Genomic DNA, 15771 nt, shown 5'->3' with positions numbered 1-15771 from the left:
ACCACTGACCGGTGACCACTGTCTTATGCAGAAATTCTGTCCATACTGTGGCAAGCCCCTGACCGAGCGGTCAAAATTCTGCCCTTCGTGCGGCAAGGCGACACCGGCGCGGGAAGCGCCTGCCGCGGTTGCGGTCAACGAGCGCGCCGCCCAACCCGCAAACGTGCCGCCTGCCGAGCGCCCGCGCCCGCGACCCGTCGTCGTCGGGGCGACGGGCCGCGCCGACGGTCAGCGCCGCAGGGTTGCGCCGCCGACTTATGCCTTCATCGGCTCGCTTGAGACTGCCGGGTTTGGCCTGCGCTACGGCGCCTGGATGTTCGATTTTCTGATCTCGCTCATCGCCATCATGGTCTTTACCTTCGTCATCACGGCGGTGAGCAAACAATCGGTCGTCGGCTCGAACAAGGACTTGCTGATTGTCGCCGGGCTGACGCTGTTGTTGTTCGTTTTAAATTTCGTCGTGCTGGCCGGGATCACCGGACAGACCGCCGGCATGCGCATTCTCGGCATCTATATCGTGCGCGAGAGTGGCAAACCGTTCACCATTAAACAGGCGGCGCTGCGTCACTTGCTCGGCTACCCGCTATCGATGGCGGTCTTCTTTCTCGGCTTCCTCTGGATGCTTTGGGACCCGCGCCAGCAGGGCTGGCACGACAAGCTGGCGCGCACCATCGTCGTGATGTCTAAATGAGAAGAAGTCAGGAGTCAGGAGTCAGGAGTCAGAATAAAAGCCGCAGCGGTAGCTGCCTTCCTCTTCCATTCTGACTCCTGACTTCTGACTCCTGACTCCTGGTGTTCTATGTCTACCTTTATCATCCGCCCCAAAGATTTCGAGCCGTCGTCGGTCAAGCTCGACCGCATGAAGCTGACCATCGGGCGCTCGTCGCGCAACGATATCTGCATCAGCGATCCGTTCGCCTCGCGCCTGCACGCCGAATTGCGCCGCGAAGGCGATCACGTCCTGCTGGTTGACAACGGCAGCGCCAACGGCACCTTCCTCAACGGCCAGCGCGTCAGCGGCACCGTGCGCCTTGAGCCCGGCGACTTGATCCGCATCGGCGAGACCGAGATCGAGTTCAAGACCGAAGAGCAGGACATGATGTCGGGGGCGACCGTCTTTTTATCCGGCCCGGTCGGGGCGCTGCCTGCCGACACTATCACCTCGCCCATCGCCTCGCGCTCGACCAGCGATTTGCTCTCATCGATCAAGTCGGGGCAGATCGCCGAAGACATCCGCCCGCGCGCCAACATGCACACGCAACTGACGCCTGAAGCCGCCACACAGGGGCGTGACCTGCTGAGCATCGTCTCGCAGGTCGGCATCGCTTTGCTGCCGCGCACCACGCTCGAAGACACCTTGAAGCTGACCGTCGACCTGGTCTTTCAGGCGATTCCGGCAGAGCGCGGCTTCCTGTTCTTGAAAGAGGCGGGCGACATCGTCTGCAAGATTGCGCGGGGCGCGCATGCCGCCGCCTTGCCGACCGCTTCGCAGGTGCAGATCAGCCGCTCGATCACCAGCAAGGTGATCGGCGAAGGCGCCTCGGTGCTGACTTCGGACGCCATGCACGACCCGCGCTTTCAGGCCCAGCAATCGGTGGTGCTGTCGCAGATTCGCTCGGTGATGGCGGTGCCGCTGGCGTCGGGCGAAGAGATTTTCGGCATGATCTATGTCGACAATCCCTTCCACAACCGCTTCCGCGAAGAAGACCTCAAGGTGCTGACGACGATTGCCTCGGTCGCTTCGATCAAGATCGAGCACGAGCGCCTGATCGAAGAGCGCATGGAGAAGCGGCGCATGGAAGAAGAGTTGAAGGTCGCTTCCGAGATCCAGATGCGCTTGCAGCCGGTCGCGCCGCCGAAGATTGATGGCTGGGACATGACCGGCGTGTCGTTCCCGTGCCGCGAGATCGGCGGCGATTATTACGATTTCATCCAGTGCAAAAACGATCCGTGTCTGACCGTCGCCGTCGGCGACGTATCGGGCAAAGGCACCGGCGCGGCGCTCTTGATGTCGTCGCTGCATGCGGCGGTGCGGGCGCAGGCGCAGACGCGGCGCTCGATCAGCGAGGTGATGGCCGAGATCAACGAATACATCTTCGAGAACTCGCCGTCGAATAAATTCCTGACCCTGTTTTATGGCACGATCAACCCGGAGACCGGCGAGCTGAAGTATTCCAACGGCGGCCACAACCCGCCGATGCTGGTGCGCGCCACCGGCGAAGTGCTGCGCCTCGACAAAGGCGGGTTGCCAATCGGCATGATGAAGGGCATGGCGTATCAGGAAGACTCGGTCGGCTTTAATCTCGGCGACGTGCTGGTGATCTACAGCGACGGCATCACCGAGTCGGTGAATGAACAGGACGAAGAGTTCGAAGAAGATCGCTTGATCGAAGTCGTGCGCCACAACCTGAACCGCTCGGCCTCAGGCATTCGCGACCGCATTGATGAAGCCCTGTCGCGTTTCGTCGGCACGATGGCGCCGGTAGATGACATGACGCTGATGATCATCAAGCGCAACGCCTGATGATCGGCCGCGGCGGCTAGCGGTTGGATAAGTGGTTCAGCCGGCCGATGGCGCGGCGTTCGTAAACTCGGCGCACTTCGGGTCGCGCGGGCCGCGGTCAACGAACTCTGCCCCGTCCGCCAGCGCATGGTGATCAGGCGGCAGGCCATGCTCGATCATCGCCGCGAAATACTCGTCGATCTGCTTGAAGATTTCCGCAATCGTCTGCGAATGAAAGACGCGCTCGCGCAGCCGCGCACCGCCCGCCAGGCCGTGCGTGAAGTAGCCGCACATCTGCTTGAGCTTGCCGGCCAGGGCGCGCTCGTGCAGCTCATCTTTCAGTAATTCATAATACCTGTGCAGCACCTGCTGCTTTTCGCCCAGCGTCGGCTGATGTGGGCGCTCGCCGCGCATCAGCTCGGCGGTCTGGCGAAAGATCCAGGGATTAGCAATCGCGCCGCGCCCGATCATCACCGCATCAACGCTGCTTTCTTCGAGCCGCGCCAACGCCTGCTCCGCCGTCACCACATCGCCGCAGCCGACGACGGGGATCGATACGGCACGCTTGACGGCGGTGATGATCTCCCAGTTAGCGCGGCCGCTGTAGCCCTGGGTGCGCGTGCGCCCGTGAATGGCCAACATCTCGCCGCCGCAATCTTCGACCAGCCGCGCCACTTCGACGGCGTTGATCGAGCTGTCGTCCCAGCCGGTGCGAATCTTCATGGTCAGCGGGATCGAGATGGCGCGGCGCACGCGGCGCAGGATTTTTTCAAGCTGCGGCAGGTCGCGTAGCAAGGACGAGCCGCCGCCGCCGTTGGTGACCTTGCGCGCCGGGCAACCGCAGTTGATGTCGACGATGTCGGCGCCGCTCTCTTCGATAATCTCGGCGGCCATCGCCATGCGCTCTTCGTCGTGGCCGAAGATCTGAATCGACAGCGGGCGCTCTTCATGCAAAAAACGCATCATGCGGTGCGTCCGCATGTTGCCGCGCGTCAGCCCTTCGACCGAGATAAACTCGGTGACGATCAAGCCGACGCCGCCAAGCTCTTTGATCAAGCGGCGGAACGACGAATCGGTGACCCCGGCCATTGGCGCGAGCACCAGGTTGGGCTTGATCTCGATGTTTCCGATCTTAAATTTTCGGGTCGCGCTCATAAGCAAAAAGTTTAGCACAAATCCCGCGACGGACGCCGCTATCTCTTGGTCTCGTAATAAGCGCAATACTCGACCAGGCAGCACTGCTCGCAGGCGGGTTGCTGTGGGCGGCAGACGCGGCGACCATGGCGAATCAAGTTGACGTGAACTTCATAGTAGCGGTCGGCGGGGATCATGGCGGTCATCAAGCGGTGGGCCTCCTCGTCCGAGCAGCGTTCAGGGATCAGCGCCAGACGCCGCGCGATGCGAAAGATGTGCGTGTCTATGGGAAAGATGGGACGATCACAGGCGAACAACAGGGTGCAGGCGACGGTTTTGGGGCCAACGCCTTTGAAGCTCGAGAGAAAGGCGACGGCTTCGTCAAGCGGCGCGCTACGGAGAAAGCCGATGTCGAGCGAGCCGCGCCGCTCATAGATTTCCTTCAGCAGCCGTTTGATGCGGAGCGATTTCTGTTTTGCCAGACCGCCGGAGCGAATGGCCGCTTCGATGGAGGTGACGCGCGCCCGCCGCGCCGCGTCCCAGTTGGGGAACTTCTGTTTAAGGCTGGCAAAAGCGCGCTGGCTGTTGGCATTTGTGGTTGACTGCGAAAGGATGGTTTCGACCAGCACATCGAGCGGGTCGAGCCCGCCTTCGCATTCGGGGACGCCATAGACCGCTTTAAGGTTTTGAATGACGTAGCCGAGGCTTTCGGGCGCTTCACTGACCGCCTGCTTGTTCATCTTCGAAGTTCTATCAAAGCGTAGTTGAAGGCGCAACAGGGTTAGGGTGAGGGACAAGCAGTAGATAGAAAAGCGAGCGGTTGATAGAAATTGACTGCGGTTGACACCACAAGCGGCGGTTTGCGATAATCCTGCTTTGACAATTCAGCACTGATTCACAACAGTGCCGTCTAAGCGCCCGTAGCTCAGTTGGATAGAGCGTTTGGCTACGAACCAAAAGGTCGCACGTTCGAGTCGTGCCGGGCGCACTTTAGAATTAAATACTTAGAGCCACCTGCCAGGTGGCTCTTGTTGTTGAACCCCACATATGTTCCCACATTGAAGGGCTACAACAACTTCGAAAATCTGCACTAACGGTAGGCGAGAGCAGTAACGATTATACGGAGCATGATAATGACTGACCAAGTAGATGAAGCAGTTAAGCAATTGAGAAAAGCCGAGGATTCAAGACTACGCTTCCTCAAAGACTTACTCCGCAATGCCGGGACACTCATGGAGGGTGCTATCAGCAGAGCCGCTCAGGCAGGGAATTGGATAGATAAGGCGCTGGCCGAAGGAGGGGCCATTGACCGCGCTGCTGCCAAAGCGCAGTCAATTGTCGAAGGATTGCAGAGAGCTATCAAGACCATCAACGAAATGAAGGCCGAGATGGCGAAATCGTCCGAGGTTATGTATAAGCATGGATGGTGGGTGATCAATGACCTCCCTATGTCGTTTTACAGAGTAATCATTGCACACGAAGGCAACCTTACAGCCCATGATCTCACGCAATATATAGTGGGTCATTTCAATTCTAACGAATGCCAGGAACTTGCCAATATCGTCCAGGGCTGGGATGCGTCCGGCTTCAGCGAAAGGAAGAAAATATTCGAAGACGCACTTTGGGCACACAAAGAGGGCAAATATACCTTGACCGTGCCAACCCTTATCATTCAGATCGAAGGCATCATTAGAGAATTCATCAAAACCGAAGACGCTGGCTTTACGGCTTGGCGCTTCGAGACAGTCAAAAAGCGGTTTACTGATAAGTTTGTGACCTTGGACACCATACCCGCAGCAGATCAAATCAGCTTAGATGACGTCCAGGCAATTGCGAATTACCATAACTTGGCAATGCTTGAAAGGATCTACGTTGACTATAATCCATCTAACCACGCCGAGCCGGGCGACGTAAACCGCCATGCCGTAAGCCACGGTCTGTGGCTCACCTATTCGACCGTCGAAGCGTCGACCAGACTAATCCTGTTGCTCGACATGCTTCATTCCATGCTGAAGCAGCTAGGATCAGCGGCCGCGCCAGCAGGCGCCTCAGTCACCTAGTTAAGCGGCGCTTCGCGCGATCCGAATTCAAGGCAGTTTGCCCGCCACTGATGATACCGCGCCACCTTGTTTGTCAAATCGGCGCTGCCCATTCCTCCACTTCGTTCCGGCCTTTCAGGTGACAAACAAGCATCCGGCGCAGTGTGATGCTTTTGCGGGCAAACTCCCCCCGGAGATCGAAGCCGCCAGTGTGTACCGTCATTAGCGCGTTCGCATCGGCGCCGATCACTGATCACCGAGCTGGGCCGCGCGCCGGCGCCGTGCGGTCTGGGAAAAACATGAGCACCACCACGCCGGCCAGCCCCAGCAATCCCAGGTAGCCCAAGCCGACGCCATAGCCCTTCCCTCTCGCGAACGCGCGGCAGGCGGAGACGAGCACCCCCGAGGCAACAAACAGAATCGCGCCGGACACCAGCGCCACGCCGGGGGCTTTGCTGAGTTGCGTCGTCTCATATATCTTCGCGATGGGCAGCAACACCCCGAACAGCAATCCCACGAACGCCTGGCCGACAGCCGCCAGCGAAGCGCCGTCCACACTCATCAGCCCATCCGATTGCATCGCCAGGTCGAAAAAACAGCCTAGCGCGGTAATGCCGAGGCCCAGCCAGAATAGCCCGCTGGCCCTACGCTGATATTCAGCTCGCATGAGAGTACCTTTCCGAAAAGGTTAATCAGGAGGGGCAGAACTTACATCAATCTGCTGGCATTATAATGGAAGAGTCAATAAAACTCGCCTGTGAAGTCATGCGCTGTTAGCCGCCTGAAGTGCCTTCCGAATTTTGGCCCACTCCGCGTCGCGCGCCTCCACCATCCTCTCGATGTAGTCATCAACTTCCGACTCGACCCAGTAAAACTTGCCGTTGCGCGTGACCGGCTTCGGGAAGTCGTCGGCGGGGTCGGCGGCCCAGTTCTCCAGGGTGCGCGGCGTCACGCCCATCAGACCGGCCACCGCGCCGGCCTTGAGCAGCTTGCGCTTCATTTCGACTTGGCTTTTTTGGCTGTTGGCTTCTTCGCGCCGGGCTTGGGTCCCGGCTTTCTCATTTCAAAGCCATCGAGCGCGCTTTCAGGGATCATCCAGTATTCGCCAGCCGGGCTCTGTTCTTTGCGGGCGCCCGGAAACCTGCCGCGCGACAGCCACACTCGGACGGTCGAAACCGTCGTGCCGAGTCGGCCCGCCACTTCATGCACGGTCAAGTCACTCCCGCCTTTCCGCCTGGCCATAGCCGAAATCGTAATGCCGGCATAACAATCAGGCAAGGCCGATTCTACACCGCCAGCCCGCCGGCCAGCAAGTGAGTTTGTTACGGATACATAACGAATTGGATTGACGCCGCCGGGCGGCGGGCATATACTAAGTTTGTTATGTCGACGTAACAAACTTACGGTTGAGAATCAACGCGCCGCGCCAGCCGCAGACCATGAAGACCAAACGGCGGTTGAAGGCTGGCCGGCGCGGCTGAGATTCGAGGGCTCTCATATGCAAGACAATTTCCCGCTGCTGATGCCCTGCGACCTCAAGACGTGGCTCGATTACGAATTCGAGCGGGCCGTCCGCGCCAGGCAAGGAAAACCCCAGGAAGAACGCGGCGACGCGCCGCCCGAGGGGGTGTGACGAATGCCACGGAAGAAGAAGGCCACATCACAGAGGCCATACGTCATGCCGAAGACCGCCGCCGAGCTGGGCATCCGTTGCGCCGAGTGCGGCGGGCCGGCGGAATGGTTCGACTACGGTCGAGCCCGGCGCGACCACATGGCCGGCTTCATCTGCACCAAGCACCCGCGCAGCGCGCAGAGCGAAAAGCTACTCGTGCGGGGCTGAGGCCTCGCCCCGGCTCTCGGAGGCGCGCGCCCTGTGGCCGCTGCGAGCTTTCAACCTTCAGCGGCCACAAGAGCAAGGGGCGAGTTATTACGGCTTGAGCAGGAAGCGGGCGGCGAGGCCCAGCGCGAACATGGCCAGCATCACGCCGGCGCCGTCAACGCCAGCGCCGCCGGCGGGAATCGCGCCGGGCAACTGGCCGTCGCACTCGCCGGGGTCATAAACGCAATCGGCATCACCGCACGTGCAGGAACCGCCGCCGACCTTTGTATGACCGGCGACGGCGACCACGTTGAAGGCTTGAGCCCCACGGCTCAGGTGAACCATTGACGCCGCGACAGGCAGAGCTAGAACGATGAACGAAACAGCGATCAGCTTTTTCATAGTCGGGAAGTGCTCCAAAGAGAGAAGTGTATCCGCTCTGCCTGGAAAGGCAGGCGGGCGCGAGCTTTCGCGGGGCATCTTAGCAGCAATAGCGACGGCTAACCAATCCTTCGAGCAGGACACGGCCCGGCTGCTGAGACTGGCCGAACTGGCTTACGGCCGGCGCGACGACACGGCCCTGGAAGCGATCACCGGGGCGCTCGAATCAATCCCATTCCAACCGGCGCAGCGCGCCGCCGCCTACTACCGCGCCGTACTTCACACCCGCGCCGGGCAACTGGACGCGGCGGCCTCATTGCTGGCGCCGCTGACCGCACCGCGCGCCCTGCTCACCCTCGGCACCGTCGAAGAGTACCGCGGCAACTTCGCCGAGGCCGCCCGCCTGCACGTCGAAGCGATAAAGGCCGGCCAGAGTGTTGACCCGTTCGCGGTCGCCGGCGCCTCGATGCAGCTTGCCGTCATCAAGGGCATCGAGGGGGATAGTCAGTCAGCCGTCAATGAGCTGCGCGCGATGTTCCCACTCGTGCGCCAGGCCGCGCGCCTTCACCCGCATCTGTGGTTTCAGTATCACAACGAGATCGCCGTCGAGCTGGCCGCAGTCGGGGAGGCGGACGCCGCGCGCCGGGCCATCGCCGTGGCCCTGGCGAGCCCGATTGCCCAGGCTTACCCCGAATGGTCAGAGACAGCCGACGAGCTGCGCGAGCGCGACGCGGCGGCCGTCATCGCCAGAAATAGCGGTGTCGTCGAGGCCGCCGCGCCAAAGGCGCAGATATCCACTCGCCGAAAAGAGCGACGCCGACGGATTGCCCGCAACTGCTATTGCAAGATTATTGCGAGCAAAGCCCGGCCAGCAGCGCGGGACCTCATCGCCGGCAGCGGCGAGCGCACCAGGTCAGCAATCATTCGAACGCGCGCCAACCCGAGAGCCTCACCGCGCGCCCCGCCGCTCACCGTTCATCGTTCATCAATCGCCCATTAGAAGACTTCACAGTAAGGCAAAGGCCGGAGGCTGTCTGACCCGCAAAGATCGCCAGCCCCGGCCCGATCACCGCGCGCTTTGCGGCGCGCAGGAGATGAATTGATGAAAGCAGATGAGAACCAACCCGGACAAGAGCCGTTCGACATTTTTACGTCCGAACGATGCATGCGGCTAGTAGACGCGGCGATGTTCGCCGAAAGAGACGAGCCGGACGAATTCATCCGCATGCTTATGCTGCTGCACGACAACACCAAAGAGGCGGCAACGCAAGACGCCCTCTTCGAGCTGATCAAGGCCGCCTTCAATGTTTCCATAGCCCACACGGTAAGCCTCGAAAACTACCTCGACGACCTGCGCGCCGGAGGCAGGGTGACAGAGGCATGGAGGGCGAAGAGATACGGCCCGACAGCCGGCGATGCCCCGGAGTCATCGCCAAAAACGGCGAGCGGCGCCAAGGTGAGCGACGAGCGCCGGCGCAACGTCATGGAGCTTGGCGAGCACCTCATCGCGATCCTCGAAAACCCGGAGACGCCGGTCGCGATTCACAACGACCTGGCCGACGCAATGAATGACCTGATCAACGACGCGTCACCAGGCATCGCCGGCGACGCGCGCCGGAACTGGCCGCAGATCGCCGAGCGCCTTCTATCACAGCCAGAGAAGGAAGGGGGCCAGCGCCAATGAGAAAGAAAAAGGCCATGACCTTCAACCTGTGCGATTACGACGCGCTTCATCTCGTCTTCGCCAACCGCAAAGGCGGCACGATCTACGCCATATCTTTTGATCGAGCTTTTGCAAGCAGGAGGCATCAACAGGCCGGGAAGGAAGACGAGCGGACGGCGCAAAGCCTGAGATTCACCCATCACAAGCGAGCGGCCAGCATCGAGGCGGCCAGCCTGGAGCTTGCCTTTCGCGCGAAGGATGCGCCGCGCCGGCCCGACGCCAAGACTCACGAGCAGACGTTCAAGCTCGACCGCCCGCTTGCGATCAGCATAGAAGGCGCGGACGGCGCTGACTTCGGCACGTTCCGATGGGAGCGACCCGGAGAGCAAGCGGCGTTCGACATCAACCACGAAGACGGCAGCGGGCACAGCCTGTTCTACTTTCAACCTGAGAAGGGATTCAAAGCGCCGCGCCGGGCAAAGGTAGAAAGCGAGGTGCGGCAGTGAACCGATTCACCACGCGCTACATGCCGGGCGGCAATGCGATGACACCATTCCAGCAGCAGGAGAGGGTGAAGCGGTTTGCCGCACTCCACAACCGCGCCACGAGGCCAAACCAGGATCGGTTTTATCGGCACGCCGAGCGGTTTGAAATCATTGACACGTTGCTGAAGATGAAGCTCGACTGGCTAATGGTCGATTGCATGAATGCCTGCCTGGAAGCCGACAGGAGCGATTTGCAATCGGCCATCTTCATCCTCACGCAAGGCGACCTGCCGCGCCTCGATTCAACCGGCGGCTTGCTGTTCGTCTCACTTTCAACCGAAGCGGCAGAAGCGCTCAAAGCCGACGCCAGGCGCTGCCACAGGGACCCGGAGCGGCAAGCGTTAGCGATCCTTGAAGCCTACCTGGGCCTCTACCTGCCGGATGGGTCTGAAATAGATGTGAGCCAGGAAGACATTTCGCGCGCGCTGTCGGAGATCGAGTGGCTGACTCGGGAAGAGGGCAAAGAATGACGCCGCGCCGTTTTCTCGCATACCGACGCCAGGGCCGCACGAGCAGACGCCGGCGGCGCAGAGGTTGACCACCAGCCGGGCTGCGAGCGATGGACCGACGTCGAAGCGGCCCGCCCCCAAAAATCGAAAGGCCCAAGGTGCTGCTAACACCCTGAGCCTTACACCGGCGGGAGGCACCCCGCCGCAACGGATGAACGTCAATGGCGACTATACCACAGAACCCGCCTTGCCCCAGGTGTGCGGGGCCGAGCATCAAAGGAGGCTTCTACCGCGGCGGGCAGCAATACCGCTGCAAGGGTCAATGCGGGCGCATATTCGGCGCGCGCACCAGGGGGCTCAACAACCCGAGCTGCCCCAGGTGCGGCGGGCGCAGCACGAAGTACAGCCACGACGACGCCGGCACCCGACGCTATAAGTGCCGAGGCGGCTGCGGGCGCTACTTCAACGCGAACACCAAGCCAGGCGAGCCGCGGCCAAACCCGCCCTGCCCGAAGTGCGGAGGGCCGAGCAGCCGGCAGGGACGCAAAGATGGGATTCAAAGATATAAGTGTAAAAGCTCCTCCTGCGGCGGCTTTTCACTGGTAAAGAAAAAACGACCGCCACGCAAGCCACACTGCGAGATGTGCGCGCAGTGGAGTAAAAGCCCTAGACCACGTAAAACCGTTTGGCAATCAAAGAAAGACCCGAAGCCCCCATGTCCGCGTTGCGGCGGGCAGGGCGTCAGAATGCAGCGGTACGGGTGCAAGCAGCGTTACCATTGCAGAGGCGAATGCGGTCGGAGCTACACACTGACTATGAAGGCGGTTCATCAATTCGAGGCAAGGCTGGCCGGCGACGAGCTGCTGCCGATGATCGAGCGGGCGGTGTCGCGCGTCGCCGACGAGCTGCGCGAAGAGGTCGCGCAGGAGATGGCCATCGCCGCACTCTCAGGCGAGCTTAGCCTGTCGGACATCAAGAGCGCCGTCCCGTTCTACCGGCGCAAGGTGAGCCGCCAGATGGCCGACCGCTTCAAATTCGTCTCGCTCGACGCGGTGATCCCCGGCCAGGATGGATTGACTTACGCCGACCGGCTGGCGGGATGATCACCGGGGCCGCGCTCGACCAGCGTCCACGTGGCCCACCGACCACACAGAGTAGAAGCATCGTTTATCATTGTGACTTGAGCGGCGTGGCCTTGGCGGGCTGCGCCGCTTTTTGTTTTTGAGGATTTAAGCAATCCTACAATCCCATGCCGTCCTCTTGTCCCCGGTTTTTGCTTGCTTTGTAAGGAGGTTTATATATAATCGGCCCATCACAATGTTTCACTAGTTTTCACAGAGTTTCTCTGTTTTTACGTTTTTTTCAGTAACAGGGGCACGTGAGGCGTATGGCCGGGAACAGAAAGACCTTCACCGAAGCCGCTCGCTATCTCGGCGTCTCGCTGCCTAAGCTGCGGGCGCTGGTCAAAGAAAGAAAAATCACCGTCGAAAAGGACCCGCTCGACGAGCGTAAGAAGCTGATCAAGACGGCTGAATTGCGCAAACTAAAAGAGGCCAGGCCATGAAAGTTATCGCCTTAGCTAATCAGAAAGGCGGCGTCGGCAAGACCACCATCACGCGCGAGCTGTCGGCCTGCCGCGCCATGCGGGGCTTCCAGGTTCTCGCCATCGGCTGCGACAGCCAGGGCTCGCTGGCGCGCTCCTGGTGCGAGACACAGCCCGAGTGGCCGACGCTCTCCAACGTGACGACCGAGGCATTCTTGAACTCGCCGGCGCAGATTGACATTGCCCAGTGCCTGGACTGCCGCGGGCAAGGGTTCTATTACCCCAATGGCATTGGCAATGGACCTGCGGCGAAGTGTAAGCACGGTAAGCTACAGCATCAATAGCGCGATGTAATGACCCCAAAAGCAACAGGATTGTTAGTCTTAAACACGAAAGCGGCGGACGTCGAATGAGACAAATGTTCTTCTTACCATTCTCAAAAGAACCGCCCGGCTCCTTTCTTAAGGAAGCCTATCGAAGCCTTGGGTATGAAAAAGGGGCATTACTCGAGGCCGTTTCATTTCCGTCTCCTGGAAGCCGCGAGATGGAAGAATGGTTACAAAAAGGAGATTGGCTTTCTCTCGCAAAGAAGGTTGGCGCTGAGAAGGTATTCTTCGTGAATGATGATCCTGTGATTGTGTTTTGCGAGGTCCGAGATTCGCAAGATGCCACAGGTTTAATAAAAGCTTTTCGCCAAGCGTGGTGCATGGCCAGGCCACAATGCTTATTCCTAGCTTTACCTGGCGAGCTCCGCGTCTATAGCCTTAACAGACCTCCAGCGAAAAGTGTCGGCGAATGGCAGAGCCTTAGTCCGCTTGCGGTCGCCAATAGCGTATTGGACGTTGCTGTAAAGCTGAATGCATTCCGACGTGAGCAGGTAGAGTCTGGCCGCCTGTTTGAAGAAAGGTATTTTGGAAATATTGAAGAGCGTGCTGATCGCCGTTTGATTCACGACTTAAAGGCCGTGCGTCAGGCTTTGTTGGACTCTCCGCTTAAGAAGCGCTACGCGCATGCCTTGATAGGACGGTCTATCTTCGTTCGCTATCTAGAGGACCGTGAGGTTCTGATACCAAAGTATTTCGAGCTAGTGGCCAAAGGCCACCCTGCATGGGAAGCGATTCTCTCTGAAGTGCCGGAAAAACCTGCCCTGACCATTGACTTAGAAAAACGCCGATATGACCGTGTGCTTCGTAACAAGGACTTCACTTATGCCCTCTTCAATAGGCTTGCAGAAGACTTCAATGGGGATATGTTCCCGCGAGATCTGGAGGAAGAGCAAGCAGTTGATCAACATCATCTCAATTTGCTTCGTGGGTTCCTGCTCGGTGAGAGCAACTCTGACCAACCAACACTCTTCTTCTGGGCATATGATTTTGAAATTATTCCTATTGAGCTAATCAGCAGTATTTACGAAGAGTTCTATCATGAGAATAACGAAGATGATAAAGGAACTCACTACACGCCGAGTGTTCTTGTTGAGTATGTCCTTTCAAGAGCATTAACATCGGATCGGCTGGCCACGAATCCTAAGGTCCTCGATCCTGCATGTGGCTCCGGGATCTTTTTAGTAGAAGCCTTCAGGCGAATGGTACGCTTTAGCGTTCAACGGCAAGAAGGGAGTTTGCCATCACCTGACGAGCTTAGGCAGATTCTCCGCAATCAAATTAGGGGAATAGAGATCAACACAGAGGCCACACACGTAGCTGCCTTCAGCCTATACTTAGCTCTTCTTCACTACCAGAAACCGCCTGACATTCTTGCCAGCAAGCGACTTCCTTATTTGATTCATGCAGAAGGTCAGCCAAAAGATGAGCATCATTACCATCTGCTTTTTAACTCAAATGCCTTCAGCCTTACACCGAGCGAACGAGTTGAACTACAAGGAAGGCTAGAGCAAAGCAGAGTCTTCACGGGGCGTGCAGAAGTGCAGCGTATGCTGACAGATGACCGTACCTTGGATATAGAACTACACAGCTTCGATATAATTGTTGGGAATCCCCCGTGGTCTGAGGCGGGCAGTGGCTCTGATATTAAGAAAGATAAAGAGCGAGATGATGGGAGATTACAAGCTATTCGATGGGCAAAAGCATATGAACGCACTGTCGGTGATAAAAGCTATTCACAGCTTTTTATATACAGAACATTATCTCTAGTAAAAGATCCTGGGGTGATTGGGTTACTCGTTCACTCAAGTGTCATATTCAATCAGAGGAGTACCAGTCAAGAGTTCCGCCAGGTTTGGCTTTCAGAGTCAACAATCAATGAAGTCGTGAATTTTGTTCATGTCCGAAGATTATTCTTTGATAAGTCCATAGCCCCTTTCATCTTTGTCCATTTTGGGTTAAAGAACAATGACAAAGAAGATTCACATCTTATTTATGTCAGTGCAAGGCGTACAAGGGCAGCTGAGCGACTTCGAACGGTCGTTTTAACTAATGCTGATCAACGCATAGTACGCAAGTCCGAGTTGAAGAACAGAGATTATCTATGGAAAACCTATTGGTGGGGAACGCATCGAGATTCGGCGTTGCTTGCTGTTCTTGATGCTGAGGTTAGATTGAAAGATTTGCTGAAAGAGGATGATGCCAGCCCTGGTTATGGCTTTCAGCGTGGCGGGCAAAATCCTAGTGATACCTTGAAGGAATTGAAGCCACTAAAAAGTGAGAAATTGCGGTGGTACGGGCCGCTAAGGAAAGAGTGGTTTGAAGATCCTCCGAAAGGGGTAAAAAGGCAGCCGGATGAAAGGCTATATCAAAACCAGAGATTAATTGTAGTAAGAGGAATAAAGGCATCGTATGGAGCGTGCGCACGTCTCGAATACGATGAATTCTCATTCAGACATACTATCTATTGTGTTCCCTTGCCGTCTCTTCCAACTTGGCAAGCTAAACTGATCTTAGGCATTTTCTGGTCCTCACTAGGACGGTACAGGCTTTTTATGACATCAGGCAGTTGGGGGGCGTGGTACGACCAGACTGTGCCTTCGGATATTCTTTTAATGCCCGTGAGGATCCCTGAAGAAGAAAATGCAGTTGTCAAAAGAATTGTTTCTGCTGTTGACTCGATTCGCTCCTTAACTACTGCGATTCCAGCAGAGTTTTTACAAGAACTGAACACTGCAATCTTCGACTTATTTGGGTTCACTGCGCCTGAACGGGACCTAGTTAATGATTTCTTAGATTATAAATTCGACCTTCTAATTAACGGGGCTGACTCAGCGGCGCAGCAAAGGACAAGGAGTAGGCTTCAAACGTCACAAGGTACTATTGCCAACCTACCAACTCACCAAGATTCCCATCAGGAGTTGGAAGGATACCTTTACGCATTTCTCCAAGTATGGAACCGTGAACTAGAGCCGAACGGTGAGTTTAGATGGCGGGTCATTCGCCCACGGGATACACCGATGGTAGCCGTTGTCTTTACGACTCAAGAGAAAGGATCATCGCTGCCAGAGATCCTTTCGAGTGAAAAAGAACAGTGGGAATTGCTTCTTGCGCGATGTGAAGAAATTCTATTACAGCCTGTGACTCAGCGCATCTACATTGATGCCATTGTTCGTGCAGTTACAGATACAGATATTTTCATTATAAAGCGAGACGAAAGATGGCTATGGACTCGCAGTGTTGCCCGCGAGGACGCAGAGGCTACGCTACTCCAAGCCATGCAGATGCAGGCCAGTACCTTGGAGAGATAGA

The 15771-nt window shown here is 57.7% G+C and carries 19 protein-coding genes and 1 tRNA gene; 14 read left to right on the top strand and 6 right to left on the bottom strand.

Going from position 1 to position 15771, the window contains the following annotated elements:
• Nucleotides 1-25 precede the first annotated feature (25 nt).
• On the top strand, nt 26-691 hold the full coding sequence (locus VJ464_16950) for an RDD family protein (protein ID HKQ06825.1): 666 nt from the start codon (nt 26-28) through the stop codon (nt 689-691).
• Nucleotides 692-799: 108 nt separating this feature from the next.
• Complete coding sequence (locus VJ464_16945) at nt 800-2524, top strand: SpoIIE family protein phosphatase (GenBank protein ID HKQ06824.1); 1725 nt, start codon at nt 800-802, stop codon at nt 2522-2524.
• A gap of 36 nt (nt 2525-2560) precedes the next feature.
• Here the strand turns inward: VJ464_16945 and dusB are convergent, their stop codons facing one another.
• Both dusB and VJ464_16935 read right to left on the bottom strand, forming a co-directional pair.
• Complete coding sequence (dusB, locus tag VJ464_16940) at nt 2561-3658, bottom strand: tRNA dihydrouridine synthase DusB (protein HKQ06823.1); 1098 nt, start codon at nt 3656-3658, stop codon at nt 2561-2563.
• A gap of 38 nt (nt 3659-3696) precedes the next feature.
• Nucleotides 3697-4377, bottom strand: a complete 681-nt coding sequence (locus tag VJ464_16935) for an endonuclease III (protein ID HKQ06822.1) — start codon at nt 4375-4377, stop codon at nt 3697-3699.
• Between the two features lie 174 nt (nt 4378-4551).
• Between VJ464_16935 and VJ464_16930 the strand changes: the two genes are divergently transcribed.
• Nucleotides 4552-4625 (top strand) — tRNA-Arg (locus tag VJ464_16930).
• Between the two features lie 145 nt (nt 4626-4770).
• Nucleotides 4771-5697, top strand: coding sequence for a hypothetical protein (locus tag VJ464_16925; GenBank protein HKQ06821.1), 927 nt, complete (start codon nt 4771-4773; stop codon nt 5695-5697).
• A gap of 232 nt (nt 5698-5929) precedes the next feature.
• Here the strand turns inward: VJ464_16925 and VJ464_16920 are convergent, their stop codons facing one another.
• The 3 genes from VJ464_16920 to VJ464_16910 form a co-directional block, all read right to left on the bottom strand.
• Nucleotides 5930-6343, bottom strand: coding sequence for a hypothetical protein (locus tag VJ464_16920; protein ID HKQ06820.1), 414 nt, complete (start codon nt 6341-6343; stop codon nt 5930-5932).
• Nucleotides 6344-6439: 96 nt separating this feature from the next.
• The gene (locus VJ464_16915) at nt 6440-6676 is read right to left on the bottom strand and encodes a transcriptional regulator (protein ID HKQ06819.1); all 237 of its coding nucleotides are present in this window, start codon (nt 6674-6676) and stop codon (nt 6440-6442) included.
• On the bottom strand, nt 6673-6885 hold the full coding sequence (locus VJ464_16910; GenBank protein HKQ06818.1) for a helix-turn-helix domain-containing protein: 213 nt from the start codon (nt 6883-6885) through the stop codon (nt 6673-6675). Before VJ464_16910 ends, VJ464_16915 begins: the two co-directional genes overlap by 4 nt.
• 289 nt (nt 6886-7174) lie before the next feature.
• Here VJ464_16910 and VJ464_16905 point away from each other — a divergent pair, with 289 nt between their 5' ends.
• Both VJ464_16905 and VJ464_16900 read left to right on the top strand, forming a co-directional pair.
• Nucleotides 7175-7309, top strand: coding sequence for a hypothetical protein (locus VJ464_16905; GenBank protein ID HKQ06817.1), 135 nt, complete (start codon nt 7175-7177; stop codon nt 7307-7309).
• A gap of 3 nt (nt 7310-7312) precedes the next feature.
• The gene (locus tag VJ464_16900) at nt 7313-7516 is read left to right on the top strand and encodes a hypothetical protein (protein ID HKQ06816.1); all 204 of its coding nucleotides are present in this window, start codon (nt 7313-7315) and stop codon (nt 7514-7516) included.
• An 87-nt stretch (nt 7517-7603) separates the two neighbouring features.
• On the opposite strand, the gene VJ464_16895 is transcribed toward VJ464_16900, so the two are convergent.
• The gene (locus VJ464_16895) at nt 7604-7897 is read right to left on the bottom strand and encodes a hypothetical protein (protein ID HKQ06815.1); all 294 of its coding nucleotides are present in this window, start codon (nt 7895-7897) and stop codon (nt 7604-7606) included.
• On the opposite strand from VJ464_16895, the gene VJ464_16890 reads away from it, so the two are divergent.
• The 8 genes from VJ464_16890 to VJ464_16855 all read left to right on the top strand — a co-directional run bounded on the left by VJ464_16890 (nt 7869) and on the right by VJ464_16855 (nt 15770).
• The gene (locus tag VJ464_16890; protein HKQ06814.1) at nt 7869-8876 is read left to right on the top strand and encodes a hypothetical protein; all 1008 of its coding nucleotides are present in this window, start codon (nt 7869-7871) and stop codon (nt 8874-8876) included. The genes VJ464_16895 and VJ464_16890 overlap by 29 nt on opposite strands.
• Nucleotides 8877-8978: 102 nt before the next feature.
• Complete coding sequence (locus VJ464_16885) at nt 8979-9560, top strand: hypothetical protein (GenBank protein HKQ06813.1); 582 nt, start codon at nt 8979-8981, stop codon at nt 9558-9560.
• Nucleotides 9557-10045, top strand: a complete 489-nt coding sequence (locus VJ464_16880) for a hypothetical protein (GenBank protein ID HKQ06812.1) — start codon at nt 9557-9559, stop codon at nt 10043-10045. Before VJ464_16885 ends, VJ464_16880 begins: the two co-directional genes overlap by 4 nt.
• On the top strand, nt 10042-10554 hold the full coding sequence (locus VJ464_16875) for a hypothetical protein (GenBank protein ID HKQ06811.1): 513 nt from the start codon (nt 10042-10044) through the stop codon (nt 10552-10554). The genes VJ464_16880 and VJ464_16875 overlap by 4 nt, the downstream gene beginning before the upstream one ends.
• A 794-nt stretch (nt 10555-11348) precedes the next feature.
• The gene (locus VJ464_16870) at nt 11349-11636 is read left to right on the top strand and encodes a hypothetical protein (GenBank protein ID HKQ06810.1); all 288 of its coding nucleotides are present in this window, start codon (nt 11349-11351) and stop codon (nt 11634-11636) included.
• 284 nt (nt 11637-11920) lie between these two features.
• Nucleotides 11921-12097: an excisionase family DNA-binding protein gene (locus VJ464_16865; protein ID HKQ06809.1), complete on the top strand. Its 177-nt coding sequence runs from the start codon at nt 11921-11923 to the stop codon at nt 12095-12097.
• Nucleotides 12094-12420: a ParA family protein gene (locus VJ464_16860; protein HKQ06808.1), complete on the top strand. Its 327-nt coding sequence runs from the start codon at nt 12094-12096 to the stop codon at nt 12418-12420. Before VJ464_16865 ends, VJ464_16860 begins: the two co-directional genes overlap by 4 nt.
• Before the next feature lie 65 nt (nt 12421-12485).
• Entirely contained in the window at nt 12486-15770 is a 3285-nt protein-coding gene (locus VJ464_16855; GenBank protein ID HKQ06807.1) for an N-6 DNA methylase, read from the top strand.
• Nucleotide 15771: the final 1 nt, after the last annotated feature.

The sequence above is a fragment of the Blastocatellia bacterium genome, assembly GCA_035275065.1.
In the GTDB taxonomy this organism is placed as follows: domain Bacteria; phylum Acidobacteriota; class Blastocatellia; order UBA7656; family UBA7656; genus DATENM01.
The sequence above is the reverse complement of the archived record's forward strand: the minus strand, read 5'-3'. Positions and strand labels throughout refer to the sequence as shown.